Source organism: Actinophytocola sp. (genome assembly GCF_050699935.1).
GTDB lineage: Bacteria > Actinomycetota > Actinomycetes > Mycobacteriales > Pseudonocardiaceae > Actinophytocola.
Genome location: NZ_JBOHGB010000133.1, coordinates 1 through 20090 on the forward strand (window position 1 = coordinate 1; position 20090 = coordinate 20090).

The following is a 20090-nucleotide window of genomic DNA, read 5'->3' on the forward strand; positions in this document are numbered from 1 at the left end:
CACGAGCACCGCGCAGCCGGTCGCCCAGCAGCCCGGCGACCCGCGCGGCGGCGAGCGCGCGGCCTGACGTGGCCGCCGGCCGGTCCGGCGCTTCTGCGAGAATCCGACCCGTGTCGACCCAACCAGAGGCGCGATCGCAGGCCCGGCCGCGGGTCCTGTCCGGCATCCAGCCCACCGCCGACTCGTTCCACCTCGGCAACTACCTGGGCGCGATACGTCAGTGGGTCGCGCTGCAGGAGGACTACGACACGTTCTACTGCGTGGTCGACTTGCATGCGATCACCGTCGAGCACGACCCCAAGCTGCTGCGCAAGCGCGTCCGGGTCTCGGCCGCGCAGCTGCTCGCGCTGGGTATCGACCCTGAGCGCGCCACGCTGTTCGTGCAGAGCCACGTGCCCGAGCACGCACAGCTCGGCTGGATCATGCAGTGCCTCACCGGTTTCGGCGAGGCCAGCCGGATGACGCAGTTCAAGGACAAGTCGGCCAAGCAGCAGGCGGAGCGGATCAGCCTGGGGCTCTTCGGCTACCCGGCGCTGCAGGCCGCGGACATCCTTGCCTATCAGGCGAAGTACGTGCCGGTCGGCGAGGACCAGCGCCAGCACCTCGAGCTCACCCGCGACCTCGCGCAGCGGTTCAACTCCCGCTTCGGCAAGACGTTCCGGCTGCCGGAGCCCTACATCCTCTCCGAAGCAGCCAAGATCTACGACCTGCAGGACCCGACCGCGAAGATGAGCAAGTCCTCGTCCTCGCCCGGCGGCATCGTGGAGCTGCTCGACGATCCGAAGGTGTCCGCGAAGAAGATCCGCTCGGCGGTCACCGACACCGGCCGCGAGATCGTCTACGACCCGGAGCGCAAGCCGGGGGTGTCGAACCTGCTCGCGATCCACTCCGCGCTCACCGGCCGACCGCTGGCCGGGCTCGTGGACGAGTTCGCCGGCAAGGGGTACGGCGACCTCAAGAAGGCCGTCAGCGAGGCGCTCGTGGACTTCGTGACGCCGATCCAGGAACGGGTGCGCGAGTACCTCGACGACACAGCTGAGCTGGACAAGATCCTCGCCCGAGGCGCCGAGCGGGCCCGCGCGGTCGCCTCGGTGACGCTCGCTCGTGCCTACGACAAGATCGGCTTCGTGCCGGCTTCCGCGGGCTGAACAGGCGTTTCGGGCTGCGGACGGGTACTCGCCGGGATAGCGTGAAACCCGTGGCGGAAAAGGAGTCCTGGCTCGCCGGGCAACGTGCGAAACGGCCGTGGCTCGATCATCTGGTGCGGGCCAAGGACGAGTTCACCGCACGGAACGGGAACCACTACGCCGCCGCGATCACGTACTTCAGCGTGCTGTCGCTGTTCCCGCTGTTGATGATCGCGTTCTCGGTCGTCGGGTTCGTGCTGGCCGGAAACCCGACCCAGCTGGAGAACCTCAAGGAGACGATCACCGACGCGGTGCCGTCCGGCCTCGTCGAGATCACCACCGACCTGGTCGACGCCGCGATCGAGTCGCGTGGCACGGTCGGCGTACTCGGTCTGCTGATCGCCGCGTACTCGGGGCTCGGCTGGATGAGCAACCTGCGCGACGCGCTGACCGCGCAGTGGGGGATCGAGTACAAGCAGGTGCCGATACTGCGGCGGACGGCCTCGGATCTGCTTTCCTTGCTGGGCCTGGGTTTGGCGCTGGCGATCTCGTTCGGGCTGACCGCCGCGGGAAGTGGGCTGGGCTCACTGCTCCTCGACTGGATAGGGCTGGAGGACGACGCCTGGGCGGTGTTCCTGCTGCGGGCGGCGACGATCGTGCTGGCGCTCACCGCGAACTGGGTGGTCTTCGTGTGGGTGATCTCCCGGCTGCCCCGGGAGAAGGTGAGCGCGCGGTCGGCCGTGCGCGGCGCGATCGCCGCGGCGATCGGGTTCGAGATCCTCAAGCAGGCCGCCTCGCTGTTCCTCGCGAGCGTCACCGCGTCACCGGCCGGTGCCGTGTTCGGGCCGATCATGGGGTTGCTGGTGTTCGCGAACCTGGTGGCGCGCTACCTGCTGTTCATCACGGCATGGACGGCCACCGCACGGGAGAACCTGATCGCGGCCATGCCGAATCCGCCGCCGCCGGCGGTCATCCGCCCGGTCCTGCAGGTCCGCACCGGCCCGCGAGCACGCGACGCGGCGGGCCTGCTCGGCGCGGGCGCCCTACTCGGCCTCCTGTGGCGCAAACGCTCCCGCCCCCGCTGACCCACCCGGCCTCGCCGCGAGTCCCCCACTCCGGCACGCGAGTCCTCCGCTCCCGCGCGCGAGTCCAACGTTCCGGTCCCGCGAGTCCAACACTCCGGCTGCGCATGTCCAACGTTCCGTACCGGTGTTTCAGTGCTCCGGATCCGCGAGCGTTGAACTCGCCGGTCGCGGGTGTTGAACACGCGGGCGAACCGGGGACTCGCGTGCGGGAGCCGGGGACTCGCGTGCCGGAGTGGGGCCTCGCGGGGCTAGAGGGTGCGGTTGGCGCGGGCTATGCGGGCTCGGCGGCGGCGGAACCACATGGCCATCGTGACCATGGCGCCCACCCCGGCGAGCGCCACCAGCGGCAGGCCGACGTTGCCGAACGCGGAGCGCTCGGGCTCGGGCGGCACCGTGCCGGCCGCGTTCACCGGGTCGCTGACGGCGTCGCTCTCCTCGCCCTCGTTCGGGCTCGCGTCCTGCTTGGGCTGGGCATCCGGCGCGCGGGCGACCAGCTCGCCGACCGGCTTGACATCCTTGGCCGCCAACCGAAAGCCGTAGTCCAGAAGCTTCCGGGCCTGCTCGGCGAGTGGCTCCGGGTTGCGCTCACCGCGCAGCAGTACCACCGTGAGCCGCCGGCCATCGCGTTCGGCGCAGCCCACGTACGTGTGCCGGGCGTCGTCGGTGAAGCCGGTCTTGCCGCCGAGGAAGCCCTCGTAGCTGTCGAGCAGCTGGTTGTCGTTGTCGACCTGGAAGGACGGCTGGCCGCTGTGGCCCGGGAACTGGATAGACCGGGTGGCCGCGGCCTCGGCGAACTCGTCGTACTTCATCGCGGCCCGCATGATCAGGCTCTGGTCGTAAGCCGAGGTCGTCATGCCGGGCCCGTCGAGGCCCGACGGCGTGGCCGCGCGGGTGTCGAGCGCACCGAGCTCGTGGGCCAGCGCGTTCATCTTCTCCAGCGCCACGTCGAGGCCGCCGAGCGCGCGGGCGAGCGCCCAGGCCGCGTCGTTGCCCGACCGCATGATCAGCGCGTGCAGCAGCTGGTCGACCGTGTAGGCCCCGCCGGGGCCGATGCCGACCTTCGTGCCCTCCTGGTTCGCGTCCGCCTGCGTGCCCCTGACCTTGGTGTCCGGCCGCAGCTCCTTGATCACCACGATCGCCAGCAGGTTCTTGATCAGCGACGCCGGCCGCTCGCGCGCGTGCGGGTCCTTGGCGGCCAGCACGTCACCGCTGTCGAGGTCCGTGATCGCCCACGTGGCCGCGCTGATGCCGCCGGGCGGGGCCGGTGCGCCGTCAGGCCGCACGATGCCGCAATTCCCCAATCGGGGACCCCCGACCGGGTTGTCCGGAATCGGCAGCGGCTCCGGGCTGGGTTCCCCGGGCTTCGGCTCCTCGGACGTGTCGATCGGCGCCGGGGGCAGTTGGCGGGCCTGGCAGGCGCCCCGCTGCTCCTGCGGTTGGGTCTTGCGGGGCTGTCGCTGCCCGGCGGACGCTCCAGGAGCGGCCAGTACGGACATGATGACCAGCGCACACAGCGACACGACGAAGGCGGGAACGAACCTGACGGTTGCGTGACGCACGGGGGTCAGCCTAGGGCCAAGGTCGACTTCGCTCGCGCCGACCCTCCGGCCGACGAACGGCGGGGGCTTTACCAGCAACGAGCCGGTAAAGCCCCCGTCGGAGTGAAATCCGCGAGCGGCGGCGAACGGTCAGGCGGTGGCCTTCTCGCCGGTCCGGTCGTCCATGTCCGCCTCGGCCGCGGCGCGCTTGACCGCGTCCACGCCGTTGATCACGCCCGACTTGGTCTTGTAGCTCTCGCCGGTCGCCACGATCTCACCGTTGCCGGCCTTCAGCCGGAACCGGAACTCGCCCTTGGCGTCCGTGTAGATCTCGAACTTCGCCGCCATGTGCATCTCCAAAAGGTCCAGGGTTGTCGAGTCACACCGCGGCCAGGTGGGGACCGGGGTCGCGGAGCGCCGAAGTCTACGTCCGCCCGAACGCGACGGGGGTTAAATTGACGGAGAAAGATTGGCGTGCCTGCCAACCGCACCCAAGGGGAACGGGACGCAACCCAGCGACAAGTACGTGTCGAACTGGACGGCACCAAACCACGGTGACCACAAGGGTTAATTCCGGGGAGGCGGAACAGTCATGACCGCACCCACTGCCGGCCAGCAGCCGGGCGTTCGCTCCCGCCAACAGTCGAGGCTTCTGGCGCTGCTGCGGGATGAGGGGCCGATGTCCCGGGTGGCGCTCGGCGAGCGGCTCGAGCTGCCGCGGGCGAAGCTGACCGGTGAGCTGACCCGGCTCGTGGACACGGGTCTGGTGGAGATCGGCGGCCCGGCGGCGAGCCGCGGCGGCCGGCGCTCGACGCTCGTACACCTCGCCGACGATCTGCGGTTCGTGGCCGCCGACGTCGGGGCCACGTCGGTGAACGTGGCGATCACCGACAGCCGTTGCGAGGTGCTGGCCAACGAGAGCGAGGACTGCGAGGTCCGGCTCGGCCCGGTCCCGGTGCTCGGCCTGGTCGTGGACCTCGTCAACCGCGTGCGGGACAAGGCACCCGGCCGCATCATCGGCGCCGGCATCGGCCTGCCCGGCCCGGTCAGCTTCCGCGACGGCATGCCGGTCGCGCCGCCGATCATGCCCGGCTGGGACCGCTACCCCGTGCGCGACGAGCTCGCCGGCAAGTGGGGCGTCCCGGTCACCGTGGACAACGACGTGAACGTGATGGCGCTGGGCGAGCGGCACGCCGGCGTCGCGCGGTCCCTCGACGACCTGATCTTCGTGAAGGTCGGCACCGGTATCGGGTGCGGCATCGTGCTCGGTGGCCGGGTGTACCGCGGGGTCGCCGGCACCGCGGGCGACATCGGCCACATCCGGCTCGACGACTACGGCCCGGCCTGCGCGTGCGGTGAGGTCGGCTGCCTGGAGGCGTACTTCGGCGGCGCGGCGCTGGCCCGCGACGCGTTGACGCTGGCCCGCAGCGGCCGGTCGGCCATGCTCGCCGAGGCGCTCACCCAGCGCGGCAAGCTGACCGCGCAGGACGTCGGCGAGGCTGCGGTGGCCGGCGACTTCGCGGCCGCGAACCTGGTCCGCGAGGGCGGGCGGCGGCTCGGGCACGTGGTCGCCTCGCTGGTGAGCTTCCTCAACCCGGGCATGGTCGTGATCGGTGGCGGGGTGTCCCGGCTGGGCCACCCGCTGCTCGCCGAGGTGCGCAGCTCGGTGTACCGGCGGTCGCTGCCGCTCGCCACCGGGAACCTGCCGATCGTGCTGTCGGAGCTGGGCGAGCTGGCCGGCGTCACGGGCGCGGCATGGTCGGCCACCGACCGAGCCTTCACCGCCGTCACCTGACACCGCGAGTCCCCCGCTCCAGCTCGCGAGTCCAACGTTCCGGACCGCGAGTCCAACGTTCCGGACCGCGAGTCCAACGTTCCGGACCGCGAGTCCAACGTTCCGGACCGCGAGTCCAACGTTCCGGACCGCGAGTCCAACGTTCCGATCCAGCGAGTCCACCGTTCCGGACTGCGAGTTCCCCGTTCCGAACCGGGAACTCGCCGTCGTGAACGGGGGACTCGCGGTCGGGAGTGGGGGAGTCGCGAGGGCCGGTCGTTGTTGGGGGTTGGCCGTTGGGGTTCGGGTTCTGGTTAGAGTTCGGCACTTCGCGCAGAAATGGTCGAACTTTTGACTGCACAACTCGAAAGATCGATCCAGATGTTGCCCTAAACGGGGTATTGCGACCATCATTGACGCTACGGGACGCTTCCATGTGAGTTAGCGCACCGAATTTCGATCGGGCACTCAACGAAGTGGGGTACCGCCGGTGGGCCAGAGCCGACCCGTGGACCAGGCCGGTCTGCGCCGAGGGAATCTCGCGCTTCTGGTGCGGACCCTCCGCGAGCACGGCGCGCTGTCCCGGGCTCAGCTCGCGGTCCGCTCCGGACTGTCCAAGGCCACCGTCTCCAGCCTGGTCACCGACCTCGAGCTACGCGGCCTCGTGCACTTCGCCGGCATCTCCGCGGGCGGCCAGGGCCGGCCCGGCCAGCTCGTCGACCTGCGGCCAACGAGCGTCTGCGGCGTCGGGCTGGACGTGCACGTCGGGCACGTGGGCGTGGCCGTCGCCGACCTGTCCGGCGAGCCGCTGCTCCGCCGCCGGGTCGCCTGCGACGTGCCGGGCATCGGGCCCGAGCGCGCGATCGACCAGCTCGCCGAGCTCGCGAGGACCGCGATCGCGGAGGTCAGGGACGTCGTCGGGCCGCCGGTCGGGGTCACCGTCTCCGTGCCGGGCCTCGTCGACCGGGACTCCGGCACCGTGACGTTCGCGCCGCGGCTGCGCTGGCGGGACGTCGCCGTCGCGGACGGGCTCGCCGCGCGCACCGGGCTGCCCCTGGACCGCATCGCGGTGGACAACGACGCGAACCTGGGTGCCGAGGCCGAGCTGGCCGTGCTGAGCGGGGACCCCGAGCACCGGATCACCGACCTCGTCTACCTCACCGGCGACTTCGGCATCGGCGGCGGCGTGATCGCCGGCGGCCGGCTGATCCGCGGCTCGAGCGGCTTCGCCGGCGAGATCGGGCACATGGCCATGGACCCGCTCGGACCGTACTGCTCCTGCGGGCGGCGCGGCTGCTGGGAGACCCAGGTCGGCCTCGGCGCCCTCCTGCACGCGTGCGCCGACCCCGACGACCCGGTCCGCGATCCGACGCTCGACCTCGACCAGCGGATGCGCATCGTCCGGGCGCGCGCCGAGCAGCACGACCGCCGCACGCTCGACGCCCTGCACCAGATCGGCACCGCGCTGGGGCTGGGCGTCTCGATCCTGGTCAACCTGCTCAACCCGGCCGTCGTCGTGCTCGGCGGGTACTTCGCCGCGCTGCCCGAGTGGCTCGTCGAGCCCATTCGCAACGAGGTCGTCGCGAACGTGCTGGCGCCCGGCGCGGGCGGTGCCCGCGTGGTCGGCTCGCAACTCGGGTTCACCGCGGCGACCACCGGCGGCGCGCTCGCGGCACTGCGCCGCGTCCTCGACGACCCGACCGTCGTGCCCACGGGCCAAGCAGACGACGAGGAGGCGCCCGCGTGAGTGAGGTCGGAACCGGTCCCGACGAGACGGCCGAGGTCTTGCTGACGATGACCGGCATCGTCAAGACCTTCCCCGGCGTGCGCGCGCTGGACGGGGTGGACCTCGAGGTCCGCGCCGGCGAGGTGCACTGCCTGCTCGGCCAGAACGGTGCCGGCAAGTCAACGTTGATCAAGGTTCTCTCCGGCGCGCACCAGCCGGACGAGGGCGAGATCGTCTGGCGCGGCAGTCCGGTCTCGCTCGGCTCGCCGGTCGCCGCGCTCAACATCGGCATCGCCACCATGTACCAGGAGCTGGACCTGGTCGACGGCGTCTCGGTGGCGGAGAACATCTTCCTCGGCCGCGAGCCGGCCGTGCTCGGCTTCCCGCAGCGGCGCCGGATGCGCAACGAGGCGCGCGCCCTGATGCGCCGGCTCGGCCACCCGGAGATACCGGCCGGCCGCGAGGTCGCGCTGCTGTCCTCGGCCGGCCAGCAGCTGGTCTCGATGGCCCGCGCGCTGGTGCACGACGCCCGGCTGATCGTCATGGACGAGCCGACCGCCGCGCTCGCCGCCGACGAGGTCGACAACCTGTTCCGGATCGTGGCCGAGCTGACCGCCGAGGGGGTCGCGGTCGTCTACATCTCCCACCGCCTGGAGGAGATCCGCCGGGTGGGGCACCGGGTCACCGTGCTCAAGGACGGCCGGACCGTGGCGTCCGGACTCGCCGCGGACACGCCGACGAACGAGCTCGTCAACCTCATGTCGGGGCGGATGGTGGAGGCGGTCTTCCCGCGTCGCGAAGTGTCCACTGTGGACAATTCGAACGAGGTGCTGCACGTCGAGGGGCTGACCCGGGCGAGTGAGTTCGTCGACGTCGGCTTCACCGTGCGCGCCGGGGAGATCCTCGGCATCGCGGGCCTGGTCGGCGCGGGCCGCAGCGAGATCCTGGAGACCGTGTTCGGCGCGCGCAAGGCCGACGCCGGCACGGTCACGGTGAACGGCAAGCGGTTGCGCCCCGGCAGCGTGCCCGCCGCGGTGGCGGCCGGGATCGGGCTGGCGCCGGAGGAGCGCAAGAGCCAGGGCCTGCTGCTCGACCAGTCGGTGGCCAACAACGTGGTGCTGGCGAGCCTGCCGGACTACAGCACTGCCGGGTTCAGCGACCGCGGCCGGGAGCTGCGCGACTCGCGCGCCACGCTCGAGCGGCTCGACCTGCGCCCGGCGGACCCGCGGCGGGTGATGCGCACCCTGTCCGGCGGCAACCAGCAGAAGGCCGTGGTGGCCCGCTGGCTGGTGCGCGACTGCAAGGTGCTGCTGCTGGACGAGCCGACCCGCGGCGTCGACGTGGGCGCGCGGACCGAGCTGTACCGGCTGATCCACGAGCTCGCGGCGGCGGGGGTCGCCGTGGTCCTGGTCTCCAGCGAGGTGCCGGAGGTGCTCGGCCTGTCCGACCGGGTGCTGGTGATGCGTGAGGGCCGCCTGCTCGCCGAGGCGCCGGCGAGTGAGCTCACCGAGGCGGCGGTGCTCGACATGGTCATGGAAGGCAGCGAGGTGATGACGTGAGGCGGGATGCACCGTGAGTGACCTGGGCGAGAAGTCCACTGTGGACTCCGAGCGGAAGTCGGTCATCGAGGGCGAGTCCGTCCAGACCGGACCGACTGGTGGCGTGCGCACGCCCAGCGGGCTGCGGCTGGACATCCAGCTGGCCGTCCTGGTCGGCGTGCTCGTCGCGCTGTGCGTGGTCGGCTACCTCTCCAACCCCGACGGGTTCCTGTCCCCGGGAAACGTCTCCACGATGCTGCGCCTGGCCGCGGCGATCGGTGTGGTCAGCGTCGGCATGACGTTCGTGATCATCTCCGGCGGCATCGACCTGTCCGTCGGCTCGATGGTCGCGCTCGCCAGCGTCTGGGCCACCACCCTCGCCACCCAGTCCTACGGTCTGTGGGTGATGGTGGCCTGCGCGCTCGCGGTCGGCCTGGGTGCGGGGCTGATCAACGGCGTGCTGATCGCGTACGGCCGCGTGGTGCCTTTCATCGCGACGCTCGCCATGTACGCGGCGGCCCGCGGGCTTGCCGAGCGGCTGTCCAACGGGGAGACCCAGACCGTGAAGGTGTTGGACTTCCTCGAGTTCTTCCGCGGCGACCTGATCGGCATTCCGGTGGTGATCTGGATGTTGGTCGTGGTGTACGCGGCCGGCTGGGTGCTGCTCAACCGCACCACGTTCGGCCGCCGCACGTTCGCGGTCGGGGGCAATGCCGAGGCCGCCCGCCTGGCCGGCATCAACGTCACGCGGCAAACCGCCTACGTGTACGCGCTCGCCGGCCTGTGCTGCGGCATCGCCGCGCTCATCACCATCGCCCGCACCACCTCGGGCGGCTCGACCAACGGGCAGTTCTACGAGCTGGACGCGATCGCGGCGGTCGTCATCGGCGGCACACTGCTGTCCGGCGGTCGCGGCACCTTGGTCGGCACGCTCATCGGCGTGCTGATCTTCACCGTGTTGAACAGTGTCTTCTCCCAGAACTTCATCCCCACCGCCGTCCAGAACATCGTCAAGGGCGCGATCATCGTCGCCGCGGTGCTGCTTCAGTCCTACACCACCCGGACACGGAAAACCTAGTTCGGCAACAAATCCACGCCGTAACCGTCCATTCCAGACAGCCAAGGGAGTTCCCATGTCCCGAGTCCCGTCCCTCGCCCGCCGCCGGTTCCTCCTCGGCGCCTCCGCGCTCGGCGCGGGCACGCTCGTCGTCGGCTGCACGTCCAACGAGCCCGTAGGCGGCGAAGACAGCAACCAGGTGGCCGCCGGCGGTGGCGACAACGACCAGCCCGGCAAGGAGGTCACGATCGGCTTCTCCGCGCCGGCGGCCGACCACGGGTGGATCGCCGCGATCACCAAGAACGCGCAGGCGCAGGCCGACGCCTTCGAAGACGTGACGCTGAACATCACCGAGGGCACCAATGACGTCAACCAGCAGATCGCCCAGGTCGAGACGCTGGTCCAGGGCGAGCCCGACGTGCTCGTCATCCTGCCCTTCGACGGCAAGGCGCTGACCGCCACCGCGCAGGAGGTCATGGACCAGAACATCCCCGTGATCAACCTGGATCGGGTGTTCGACACGCCGCTCGCGTACCGCACCTGGATCGGCGGCGACAACTACCGGATGGGCGTCAACGCCGGCGACTACATCGCCGAGCAGATGAGGTCCAAGAACGTGGCCAACCCGATCATCGGCGAGGTGGCCGGCATCGACTCGCTGCCGCTGACCCAGGACCGGAGCAGGGGCTTCCGGGATGCCTTGCAGCGTAACGGCTTCCGGGTCGGGCCGCGGGTCTCCGCCCAGTTCACCGCGGAGTCCGGCGAGCAGCAGACCGCGAACCTGCTGCAGGGTGCGACCAAGCTGGACGCCCTGTGGAACCACGACGACGACCAGGGCCTCGGCGTGATGGCCGCGATCGACGCGGCCGGCCGGGACGAGTTCATCATGGTCGGCGGCGCCGGCTCGAAGGACATGATGGACATCATCAAGGCGGACAACCAGGTCATCAAGGCGACCGTCCTGTACAGCCCGTCGATGGCGTCCACCGCGATCTCGCTCGCCCGGCTGCTCGGCCAGAACAAGGGCGTCGCTGACTTCGCCGAGCACGAGATCCCCGCGTTCATCACCACCTACTCGGCCGTGGTGACCAAGGAGAACGTCGACTCGTACCTGGACATCGGCTTCGACTCCTGACCGGGAGGAGAACGAGAGCGGAGTGCGAGTTGACAGTCACAGGCGACACGGAGGGTGAGCGATGACAGAGGGCAGCGGGGGTCAGCTCGGGGTCGGCATGGTCGGCCACGCGTTCATGGGAGCCGTGCACTCCCACGCCTGGCGGAGCGCGCACAGATTCTTCGACCTGCCGATGGTTCCCCGCCTCGCCGTCCTCGGCGGGCGTGACCTCGTCCGGACCAAGGCCGCGGCCGCGAAGTACGGCTTCGCGAGCGTGGCGACCGACTGGCGCGAGGTCGTGGCGTCCGACGACGTGGCGCTGGTCGACATCTGCACGCCGGGTGACACGCACGCGGAGATCGCCATCGCGGCGCTCGCGGCCGGCAAGCACGTGCTGTGCGAGAAGCCGCTCGCCAACAGCGTCGCCGAGGCCGAGGAGATGGTGGCGGCCGCGACCGAGGCCGCCACCCGGGGCGTCCGGTCGATGGTCGCCTTCAACTACCGGCGGGTGCCGGCCATCGCTTACGCGCGCAAGCTCGTCGAGGAGGGCCGGATCGGCACCGTGCGGCACGTTCGCGCGGTGTACCTGCAGGACTGGCTCTCCGACGAGCAGGCGCCGATGGCCTGGCGGCTACGCAAGGACAAGGCGGGCTCGGGCGCGCTGGGCGACCTCGGCGCGCACATCGTCGACGCCACGCAGTACCTCGTCGGCGACCTGCTCACCGGCGTGGCCGCGGTGACGAACACGTTCGTCCACAAGCGACCGACAGACACCGGCGAGCTCGACGACGTCACGGTGGACGACGCGGCGCTGTTCCTCGGCCGGTTCGCGAACGGGGCGGTGGCGAGCTTTGAGGCCACCCGGTTCGCGCTCGGCCGCAAGAACGCCATGCGGGTGGAGGTCAACGGCTCGCTCGGGAGCATCGCGTTCGACTTCGAGTCCATGAACGAGCTGTCGTACTACGACGGGTCCGCCGGTCCGTCGAATGGCGACGCGGCCGGGTTCCGGCGGATCCTGGTCACCGAGCCGACGCACCCCTACGTCGGTGCCTGGTGGCCCCCGGGGCACCTGCTGGGCTACGAGCACACGTTCACCCACGAGGTCGTCGACCTGGTCCGGGCGATCGCGGACGGCTCGGACCCGCGTCCGTCCTTTGCGGACGGTCTACGGGTGCAGCGGGTGCTCGAGGCGGTCGAGCGCAGCGCCGACCGTGGCTCGGCCTGGACCGCGATCGAGACGGGAGGTAGCGCATGAGCGACTACACACCCAGGCCGGAGCACAGGTTCAGCTTCGGATTGTGGACGGTCGGCTGGCGGGGCGTCGACCCGTTCGGCGTCGCCACCCGCGAGCCGATGGATCCCGCGCACGCGGTCGAGAAGCTCGCCGAGCTCGGCGCGTGGGGCGTGAGCTTCCACGACGAGGACGTGATCCCGTTCGGGGCGGCGGACTCGGATCGGGCGAGCCGGATCGCGAGCTTCCGCAAGGCGCTGGACTCGACCGGGCTCGTGGTGCCGATGGCCACCACGAACCTGTTCACCCACCCCGTGTTCCGCGAGGGCGCGCTGACCGCCAACGACCGCGACGTGCGGCGGTTCGCCCTGCGCAAGGTGCTGCGCAACCTCGACCTCGCGGCCGAGCTGGGTGCCCGCACCTACGTCATGTGGGGCGGGCGTGAGGGCGCGGAGTCGCCGTTCAACAAGGACGTCCGCGCCGCGCTCGACCGGTATGCCGAGTCGGTCAACATCCTGTGCGCCTACGTCCGCGAGCAGGGCTACGACATCCGCTTCGCGCTGGAGCCCAAGCCCAACGAGCCGCGCGGCGACATCCTGCTGCCGACGATCGGGCACGCGATCGCGTTCATCGGCGAGCTGGAGGAGCCGGACCGGGTGGGCCTCAACCCGGAGGTCGGCCACGAGCAGATGGCCGGGATGTCGGTCGTGCACGGATATGCCCAGGCGCTGTGGCACGGAAAGCTGTTCCACCTCGATCTGAACGGTCAGAACGGACCGAGATACGACCAGGACCTGAGATTCGGCAACGGCGACGTGAAAAGCGCGTTCGCGCTCGTCGATTTGCTCGAACACAGTGTTGGTGCATCTGGCGCCGGCGGGCGCGGAAGTTATGACGGCCCGCGGCACTTCGACTTCAAGCCCGCGCGCACCGAGGACGAGTCGGGCGTGTGGGCGTCGGCGGCGGCGTGCATGCGCAACTACCTGATCCTCGCGGCAAAGTCCCGGGCGTTCCGGGCCGACCCGGACGTGGCCGCCGCGCTGGCCGACAGCCGTGTCGGCCAGCTGTCCGTGCCCACGCTCGCGCCCGGCGAGAGCCTCGCCGACCTGCGAGCCGAGGAGCTGGACACGACCGAGGCGGCGGGCCGCGGCGCGCACGCGGAGAAGTTGGACCAGCTGGCGCTCGAATACCTGTACGGCACCCGCTGACGGAGAAAGGCGGCGCCGCCAGACCCGTTACGTCCGGCGGCGCCGCGAACACGGAAAGGAGCATCAACCCCTCTTCGCGGTCCCCATTTCGGTGAGACAAGGAGAAAAGTACCAGTGCGAGGGAACAGAGCGGACAAGCATCGGATAAAACCACCTGGGGTGAGACGGGGACTACGCGGTGCGTCGCGTCTCGCGATCGGCACGTTGGCGCTGTTGACCGGGCTGGGGGTCGCCTCGGCCGAGCCGGCCGCACAGCCTGAGGATCCCACCGTCCTGGTGTTCTCCAAGACCGCGGGGTTCCGGCACGACTCCATCCCCGCCGGCATCTCCGCCATCCAGGCGCTCGGCGCGGAGCACGGGTTCGCCGTCGAGGCGACCGAGGACGCGGGGGCGTTCACGGCCGAGAACCTCGCCCGCTACTCCGCCGTCGTGTGGCTCTCGACGACCGGCGACGTCCTCAACGCCGAGCAGCAGGCCGCGTTCGAGAGCTACATCTCCGCCGGCGGCGGCTACGCGGGCGTGCACGCCGCGGCCGACACCGAGTACGACTGGCCCTGGTACGGCCAGCTCGTCGGCGCGTACTTCCAGTCGCACCCGGCGATCCAGCAGGCCACGGTGAACGTGGAGACCCACGAACACCCGGCCACCGGGGAACTTCCGGCGAACTGGACCCGGACCGACGAGTGGTACAACTACCGGACCAACCCGCGCAGCTCGGTGCAGGTCCTCGCCTCGCTCGACGAGTCCACCTACGACCCGGGCGGCGACGCGATGGGTGACCACCCGATCATGTGGTGCCACCCCCAGGGCGAGGGCCGGTCCTGGTACACCGGCGGCGGCCACACCATCGAGTCCTACGGCGAGCCGGAGTTCCGCACCCACCTCGCGGGCGGCATCAGGTATGCGGCCGGCCTCGAGGCGGCCGACTGCACGCCGAACACCGGCCCGGACGACCCGCCGGTCGACGCCGACTTCGACCAGATCACGCTGGCCAAGGGCGAGCCGAGCACCGGCGAGCCGATCGCGCTGGCCGTGCTGCCCGACCGCAAGGTGATCCACACGTCGCGTGACGGCCGGGTGTGGCTGACCACGCCGGAGGCGACGACCACGCTGGCCGGCCAGATCCCCGTCTACAACCACGACGAGGACGGCCTGCAGGGCGTGGCGATCGACCCGAACTTCGCCACCAACCGCTGGGTCTACCTGTACTACGCGCCCCCGCTGGACACCCCGGCCGGGGACGCGCCGGAGACCGGGACCCCGGCGGACTTCGAGCCGTTCAAGGGGCACAACCAGCTGTCCCGGTTCACGCTGACCGAGCAGGGCTCCCTCGACCTCGGCAGCGAGCAGCAGATCCTGCGAGTGGGCACCGACCGTGGCATCTGCTGCCACGCGGGCGGCGAGATCGACTTCGACGCCGCCGGCAACCTGCTGCTGTCCACGGGGGACGACACCAACCCGTTCGCCTCGGACGGCTACACGCCGATCGACGAGCGTGCCGACCGCAACCCGGTGTTCGACGGGCAGCGCTCGTCGGCCAACACCAACGATCTGCGCGGCAAGCTGCTGCGGATCACCGTGGCCGACGACGGCAGCTACACGATCCCCGAGGGCAACCTGTTCGCGCCGGGCACCGAGCAGACCCGCCCGGAGATCTACGCGATGGGCTTTCGCAACCCGTTCCGGTTCGCGGTGGACAAGGAGACGGGCTGGATCTACCTCGGCGACTACGGTCCGGACGCCGGCGCGGCCGACCCCGCGCGGGGCCCCGGCGGCACCGTGGAGTTCAACCTGATCAAGGGTCCGGGCAACTACGGCTGGCCATACTGCGTGGGCGACAACCAGCCGTTCGTCGACTACGACTTCGCCACGGGCGAGTCGGGGGAGGCGTTCGACTGCGCGGCGCCGAAGAACGGGAGCCCGAACAACACGGGCCGCCTCGACCTGCCGCCCGCGCAGCCGGCCTGGATCCCCTACGACGGCGGTTCGGTGCCGGAGTTCGGTACGGGCGGCGAGTCACCGATGGGCGGCCCGGTGTACCGCCACGACCCGGACCTCGACTCGCCGACGAAGTTCCCCGAGTACTACGACGGCAAGAACTTCGCCTACGAGTGGGACCGCGGCTGGATCAAGACGATCGACGTCGGCCCGAACGGCGAGCGCGGCGCGATCCAGCCGTTCTTCGACTCGATGACCCTGACCCGGCCGATGAACATCGAGTTCGGGCCGGAGGGCTCGCTGTACGTGCTGGACTACGGCAGCGGCTACTTCGGCGGGTCCGAGGACTCGGCGGTGTACCGGATCGACTACACGAAGGGCAACCGCACGCCCGAGGTCGTGCTGAGGGCGGACAAGACCTCCGGGCCGGCTCCGCTGACGGTCAACTTCGACCCGACCGGGACGATCGACGAGGACGGCGGCGACCTCACCTACGCGTGGGACTTCGACGGGGACGGCACCACCGACTCCACCGAGGAGGGCCCGGTGTCGCACACCTACGACGCCGTCGGCCAGTACACCGCGCACCTGTCGGTGACCGACCCGACCGGGCTGACCGGCGCCGCGAGCGTCGTGGTCACGTCGGGCAACACCGAGCCGGAGGTCGCGCTGGACCTGCCGCCGAACGGCGGGTTCTTCGGCTACGGCGACACGGTTCCGTTCCAGGTCACGGTGACCGATCCCGAGGACGGCACGATCGACTGCTCGAAGGTCGTCGTCGAGTACATCCTCGGGCACGACAGCCACGGCCACCCGCTGTCCCGGGCGATTGGGTGTGAGGGTGTGATCGAGACCCCGGCCGACGAGGGCCACGGGCTCGACGCGAACGTGTTCGGTGTCGTCAACGCCAGGTACACCGACAACGGCGCGTCCGGCGCCCCGGCGCTGACCGGCGAGGACGAGATCACGTTGCAGCCCAAGCTGAAGCAGGCCGAGTTCCACACCGAGAACAACGGCACGCAGGTCGTCAACCAGGGTGACGCGAGCGGCGGCAAGCGGGTCGGCTTCATCGACGACGGCGACTGGATCAAGTTCGACCCGGTCAACCTGACCGGTGTCGACGCGATCGGCTACCGGGTGAGCTCCGGTGGTGCGGGCGGCACGATCACCGTGCGCAAGGACGCGGTCGACGGCCCGGTGGTGCAGACCGTGCAGGTGGCCAACACCGGCGGCTGGGACAACTACGTCGACATCCCGCCGGCACCGCTCACCGATCCCGGTGGCACCGGCCCGCTGTACCTGACGTTCTCCGGCACCGGCACGGGTGGACTGTTCGATGTGGACAACATCCAGGTCGAGGGTCCGGGCGTGTCCGACGGTGGCGGCGGTCCGCAGGAGTGCCAGCCGACGCCGCCGGACGAGGGCTACCGCAGCCTGTTCGACGGCACGGCGGCGAGCCTCGAGGGCTGGAACCAGGCCGGTCCGGGCAGCTTCGAGCCGCAGGAGGACTGCTCGATCAAGTCGGTGGGCGGCATGGGCCTGCTGTCGTTCGGCGAGGAGTTCAATGCCTACAGCCTGAAGCTGGACTGGAAGATGGCCGGCGACGACAACTCCGGCATCTTCGTGGGCTACCCGGAGCCGGGCGACGACCCGTGGGTCGCGGTGAACGAGGGCTACGAGATCCAGATCGACGCCACGGACGCGGACGAGAAGACCACCGGCGCGATCTACGACTTCCAGTCGGCGGATCTCGCGGCCCGCGACGAGGCGCTGAACCCACCGGGTGAGTGGAACGACTACGAGATCGTCGTGGCTGGCCAGACGATCAAGGTCTACCTCAACGGGGTGCTGATCAACGACTTCGTGAGCACCGATCCCGCGCGTGACCTCACCCAGGGGTTCGTCGGCCTCCAGAACCACGGCGACGGTGACGACGTCTTCTTCCGCGACATCCAGATCAAGGAGATAGCGGACGAGACGGCGCCGGTCACCACCGCCACGTTCGCCGACCCCGGCCCGTCCGGCTGGCACCCGGGCACCGTCCCGGTCGGGCTGGCCGCGACCGACACCGGCCAGGGCGTCGACCACATCGAGTACAAGTTGGACGGTGGCGGGTGGACGCCGTACACCGACACGGTCTCCGTGACGGGGGACGGTGAGCACACGCTGCTGTACCGGGCGAGCGACAAGGCCGGCAACGTCGAGGCGGAGAAGGCCGCGACGATCAAGATCGACGGCTCACGCCCGACGCTGCTGGTGGCCGGGGTGGCCGACGGGCGGGTCTACGGCGACGCCACGGACGTGGTGCTGTCGTGGCACGCCGAGGACGCCACGTCCGGTCTGTCCACTGTGACCGGTGCACTCGACGGCGAGGCGGTCACCTCCGGCCGCGCGGTGGCGTTGTACCAGCTGCCGCTCGGCGCTCACGGGTTCACGGTGACCGCCACCGACAACGCGGGCAACACCACGGGCCAGTCGCTGTCCTTCACGACGACCACGTCGCTGCGGGACATCGGCCAACTGGTGGACCGCTTCCGGGCGACCAACCGGTTGTCGCTCTCGGCGTACACGCAGCTGTCGCGGCTGGTCACCAAGGCGCGCAAGGCCGAGGCGACCGGCAACGACCGCAAGGCCGTGCGCTACCTGGGCACGTTCGTCACACTCGCGAGGGACGACACGCTCGTGGGCGACGCGGACGTCCGGTCGGTCCTCGAGCGGGACGGCAACGCGGTCATCGGCTCCGTCAACGGCGTGGCCGCGCTACCGCGGGCGGTGAATGGATGACCCGTTAGTACGGCCGGTGGGCTGGCGACGCCCCGCACCGTGTCGCCAGCCCACCGGTGTCACCCCATACTGGCTGGAAAGGGGTCCGCACATGGGAGCGAACGAACCGACCGGGTTGTGGTTGGTCGGAGCTCGGGGGTCGGTGGCCACCACCGCGGTGACCGGGCTGCTGGCGCTGCGGGCAGGGCTGACCGAGCCGACCGGCTGCGTCACCGAGCGGCCGCCGTTCACGGGTCTCGGCCTGGTCGGATGGGAGAACCTCGTCGTCGGCGGGCACGACATCGCGTGCACGGCGCTGGACAAACGTGCGGAGCAGCTGGCCGAGTCGGGGCTGATCCCGCACCAGGTGCTGACCGCGACGGCGGCGGGCCTGCGCGGCGTCGACGCGTCCATTCGGGACGGTTACCACCCGGCGACGCACGCGGGGTCCCTCGCGTCCGCCGCCGACCGGCTCGCGGCGGACATCGCGGACTTCCGGTCGCGGCACCGGTTGGCGCGGGTGGTCGTGGTGAACGTGTCGTCGACCGAGCCGCCGGTGCCGCACGTCCCGGCCCACGACACGCTCGCGGCGCTGCGCTCCGCGTTGGCTTCGCCGGACCGGGCGGTCCTGCCGCCGAGCTCGCTGGCGGCATACGCGGCCCTGCTCGCCGGCTGCCCGTTCGTGGACTTCACGCCGTCGCCGGGGATCCGCCTGCCGGCGCTGCACGAGCTGGCTCTCGAACGTGGCCTCCCGTACGCCGGATCGGACGGCAAGACGGGCGAGACTCTGCTGCGCACCGTGCTCGCACCGATGTTCACCGCGCGTGCGCTGCGCGTGCGGTCCTGGGCGGGCACGAACCTGCTCGGCGGCGGTGACGGGGCGAACCTGGCGGACCCGGCGCAGGCCCGCGGCAAGCTCGAGTCGAAGGCACGCGGCCTGGCGGCGCTGCTCGGCGAGTCGGTGAACGCGCCGCTGCACATCGACAACGTGCCGGACCTGGGCGAGCAGAAGACCGCGTGGGACCACGTGTCGTTCGAGGGCTTCCTCGGTGCGCGGATGAGCCTGCAGCTGACGTGGACGGGCCTGGACTCCGCGCTGGCGGCGCCGCTGGTGCTGGACCTGGCCCGGCTGACCGCGGCCGCCCACGCGGCGGGTCGCGTGGGACCGATCGGCGAGCTGGCGTTCTTCTTCAAGGACCCCATCGGCAGCGACGAGCACCGCTTCGCCGAGCAGACCACCCTGCTGACAAACTGGGCCCTGGGGCTCGGCCATCCACAACCGTCCGAGTTGTCCACAGCGGACGCCACACCCCCGGAATTGTCGGCACCCACCGATAGAATGGAGCCACGGGGTGCCCCCGGAGAGGGTGGGGGCGTGCGGGACTCGCGTTCTGCACGCGCGCGCGAGGATACGCGTGGGCGGGGGGATGTGCTGGGGTGCCGGGACGTCGGTGCGCCGGACGCTGGTTCGGAGGGCGCCCGTTCGGAGGGCGCCGGTGGTGCTGAAGGCGGGCCGGGGTCGGGGCGTGCGCCGTGAGGGCGTACGTGCAGCTCGTTCGTGCGCCGGCGGCGCTGACCGTGCTCGGGGACACCGTCGCCGGGGCCGCCGCGGCCGGGAAACCCCTGCGGGGCAGGCGGTTGCTGCTCCCGCTCTCCTCGGCCGCCTTCTACTGGTCCGGCATGGCGCTCAACGACTGGGCCGACCGCGAGCTCGACGCCACCGAGCGCCCCGAGCGGCCCATCCCCTCCGGGCGGGTCAGCCCCGGCCGCGCGCTCGCGGTCGCCGGCGGGCTCACCGCGGCCGGGCTCGGGCTCGCCGCGGTGGCGGGCGGGCGTGAGGCGGTCCAGGTCGCGGTCCCGCTCGGGATCGCCGTGTGGGCCTACGACACTGTGCTCAAGTCCACTGTGGCCGGTCCGGTCGGGATGGCCGCGTGCCGCGCGCTCGACGTCCTCATGGGCGGCGGCGGCGCGCGCGGTGCGCTGCCGGCGGC

At 71.0% G+C, this 20090-nt stretch carries 13 protein-coding genes and 1 pseudogene; 12 read left to right on the plus strand and 2 right to left on the minus strand.

Features of this window, described 5'->3' with window-relative positions; translation table 11 throughout:
* Nucleotides 1-110 precede the first annotated feature (110 nt).
* Nucleotides 111-1148, plus strand: coding sequence for a tryptophan--tRNA ligase (gene trpS / locus ACRDTB_RS30005; protein WP_431435543.1), 1038 nt, complete (start codon nucleotides 111-113; stop codon nucleotides 1146-1148).
* Between the two features lie 41 nt (nucleotides 1149-1189).
* Nucleotides 1190-2212: an inner membrane protein YhjD gene (yhjD, locus tag ACRDTB_RS30010; RefSeq protein ID WP_431435544.1), complete on the plus strand. Its 1023-nt coding sequence runs from the start codon at nucleotides 1190-1192 to the stop codon at nucleotides 2210-2212.
* A gap of 248 nt (nucleotides 2213-2460) precedes the next feature.
* On the opposite strand, the gene ACRDTB_RS30015 is transcribed toward yhjD, so the two are convergent.
* Together ACRDTB_RS30015 and ACRDTB_RS30020 are read right to left on the minus strand one after the other, a co-directional pair.
* Nucleotides 2461-3771: a D-alanyl-D-alanine carboxypeptidase family protein gene (locus tag ACRDTB_RS30015; protein ID WP_431435545.1), complete on the minus strand. Its 1311-nt coding sequence runs from the start codon at nucleotides 3769-3771 to the stop codon at nucleotides 2461-2463.
* A 129-nt stretch (nucleotides 3772-3900) separates the two neighbouring features.
* Entirely contained in the window at nucleotides 3901-4098 is a 198-nt protein-coding gene (locus ACRDTB_RS30020) for a YegP family protein (RefSeq protein ID WP_431435546.1), read from the minus strand.
* A gap of 244 nt (nucleotides 4099-4342) precedes the next feature.
* Between ACRDTB_RS30020 and ACRDTB_RS30025 the strand changes: the two genes are divergently transcribed.
* The 10 genes and pseudogenes from ACRDTB_RS30025 to ACRDTB_RS30070 form a co-directional block, all read left to right on the plus strand.
* Complete coding sequence (locus tag ACRDTB_RS30025; protein ID WP_431435547.1) at nucleotides 4343-5545, plus strand: ROK family transcriptional regulator; 1203 nt, start codon at nucleotides 4343-4345, stop codon at nucleotides 5543-5545.
* A gap of 487 nt (nucleotides 5546-6032) precedes the next feature.
* Nucleotides 6033-7271: an ROK family protein gene (locus tag ACRDTB_RS30030; protein ID WP_431435548.1), complete on the plus strand. Its 1239-nt coding sequence runs from the start codon at nucleotides 6033-6035 to the stop codon at nucleotides 7269-7271.
* Between the two features lie 47 nt (nucleotides 7272-7318).
* Complete coding sequence (locus ACRDTB_RS30035) at nucleotides 7319-8809, plus strand: sugar ABC transporter ATP-binding protein (protein WP_431435554.1); 1491 nt, start codon at nucleotides 7319-7321, stop codon at nucleotides 8807-8809.
* 103 nt (nucleotides 8810-8912) lie between these two features.
* The gene (locus tag ACRDTB_RS30040) at nucleotides 8913-9866 is read left to right on the plus strand and encodes an ABC transporter permease (RefSeq protein ID WP_431435555.1); all 954 of its coding nucleotides are present in this window, start codon (nucleotides 8913-8915) and stop codon (nucleotides 9864-9866) included.
* A 55-nt stretch (nucleotides 9867-9921) separates the two neighbouring features.
* Nucleotides 9922-10980, plus strand: a complete 1059-nt coding sequence (locus ACRDTB_RS30045) for a substrate-binding domain-containing protein (protein ID WP_431435549.1) — start codon at nucleotides 9922-9924, stop codon at nucleotides 10978-10980.
* Between the two features lie 61 nt (nucleotides 10981-11041).
* Nucleotides 11042-12214, plus strand: a complete 1173-nt coding sequence (locus ACRDTB_RS30050; RefSeq protein ID WP_431435550.1) for a Gfo/Idh/MocA family protein — start codon at nucleotides 11042-11044, stop codon at nucleotides 12212-12214.
* The gene (xylA, locus tag ACRDTB_RS30055) at nucleotides 12211-13398 is read left to right on the plus strand and encodes a xylose isomerase (protein WP_431435551.1); all 1188 of its coding nucleotides are present in this window, start codon (nucleotides 12211-12213) and stop codon (nucleotides 13396-13398) included. The genes ACRDTB_RS30050 and xylA overlap by 4 nt, the downstream gene beginning before the upstream one ends.
* Nucleotides 13399-13611: 213 nt before the next feature.
* On the plus strand, nucleotides 13612-18120 hold the full coding sequence (locus tag ACRDTB_RS30060; protein ID WP_431435552.1) for a ThuA domain-containing protein: 4509 nt from the start codon (nucleotides 13612-13614) through the stop codon (nucleotides 18118-18120).
* A 91-nt stretch (nucleotides 18121-18211) separates the two neighbouring features.
* Nucleotides 18212-19357: pseudogene (locus ACRDTB_RS30065) on the plus strand (inositol-3-phosphate synthase); the annotation flags it as partial.
* Between the two features lie 275 nt (nucleotides 19358-19632).
* On the plus strand, nucleotides 19633-20090 hold a 458-nt coding region (locus tag ACRDTB_RS30070), incomplete at its 3' end, for a UbiA family prenyltransferase (RefSeq protein ID WP_431435553.1).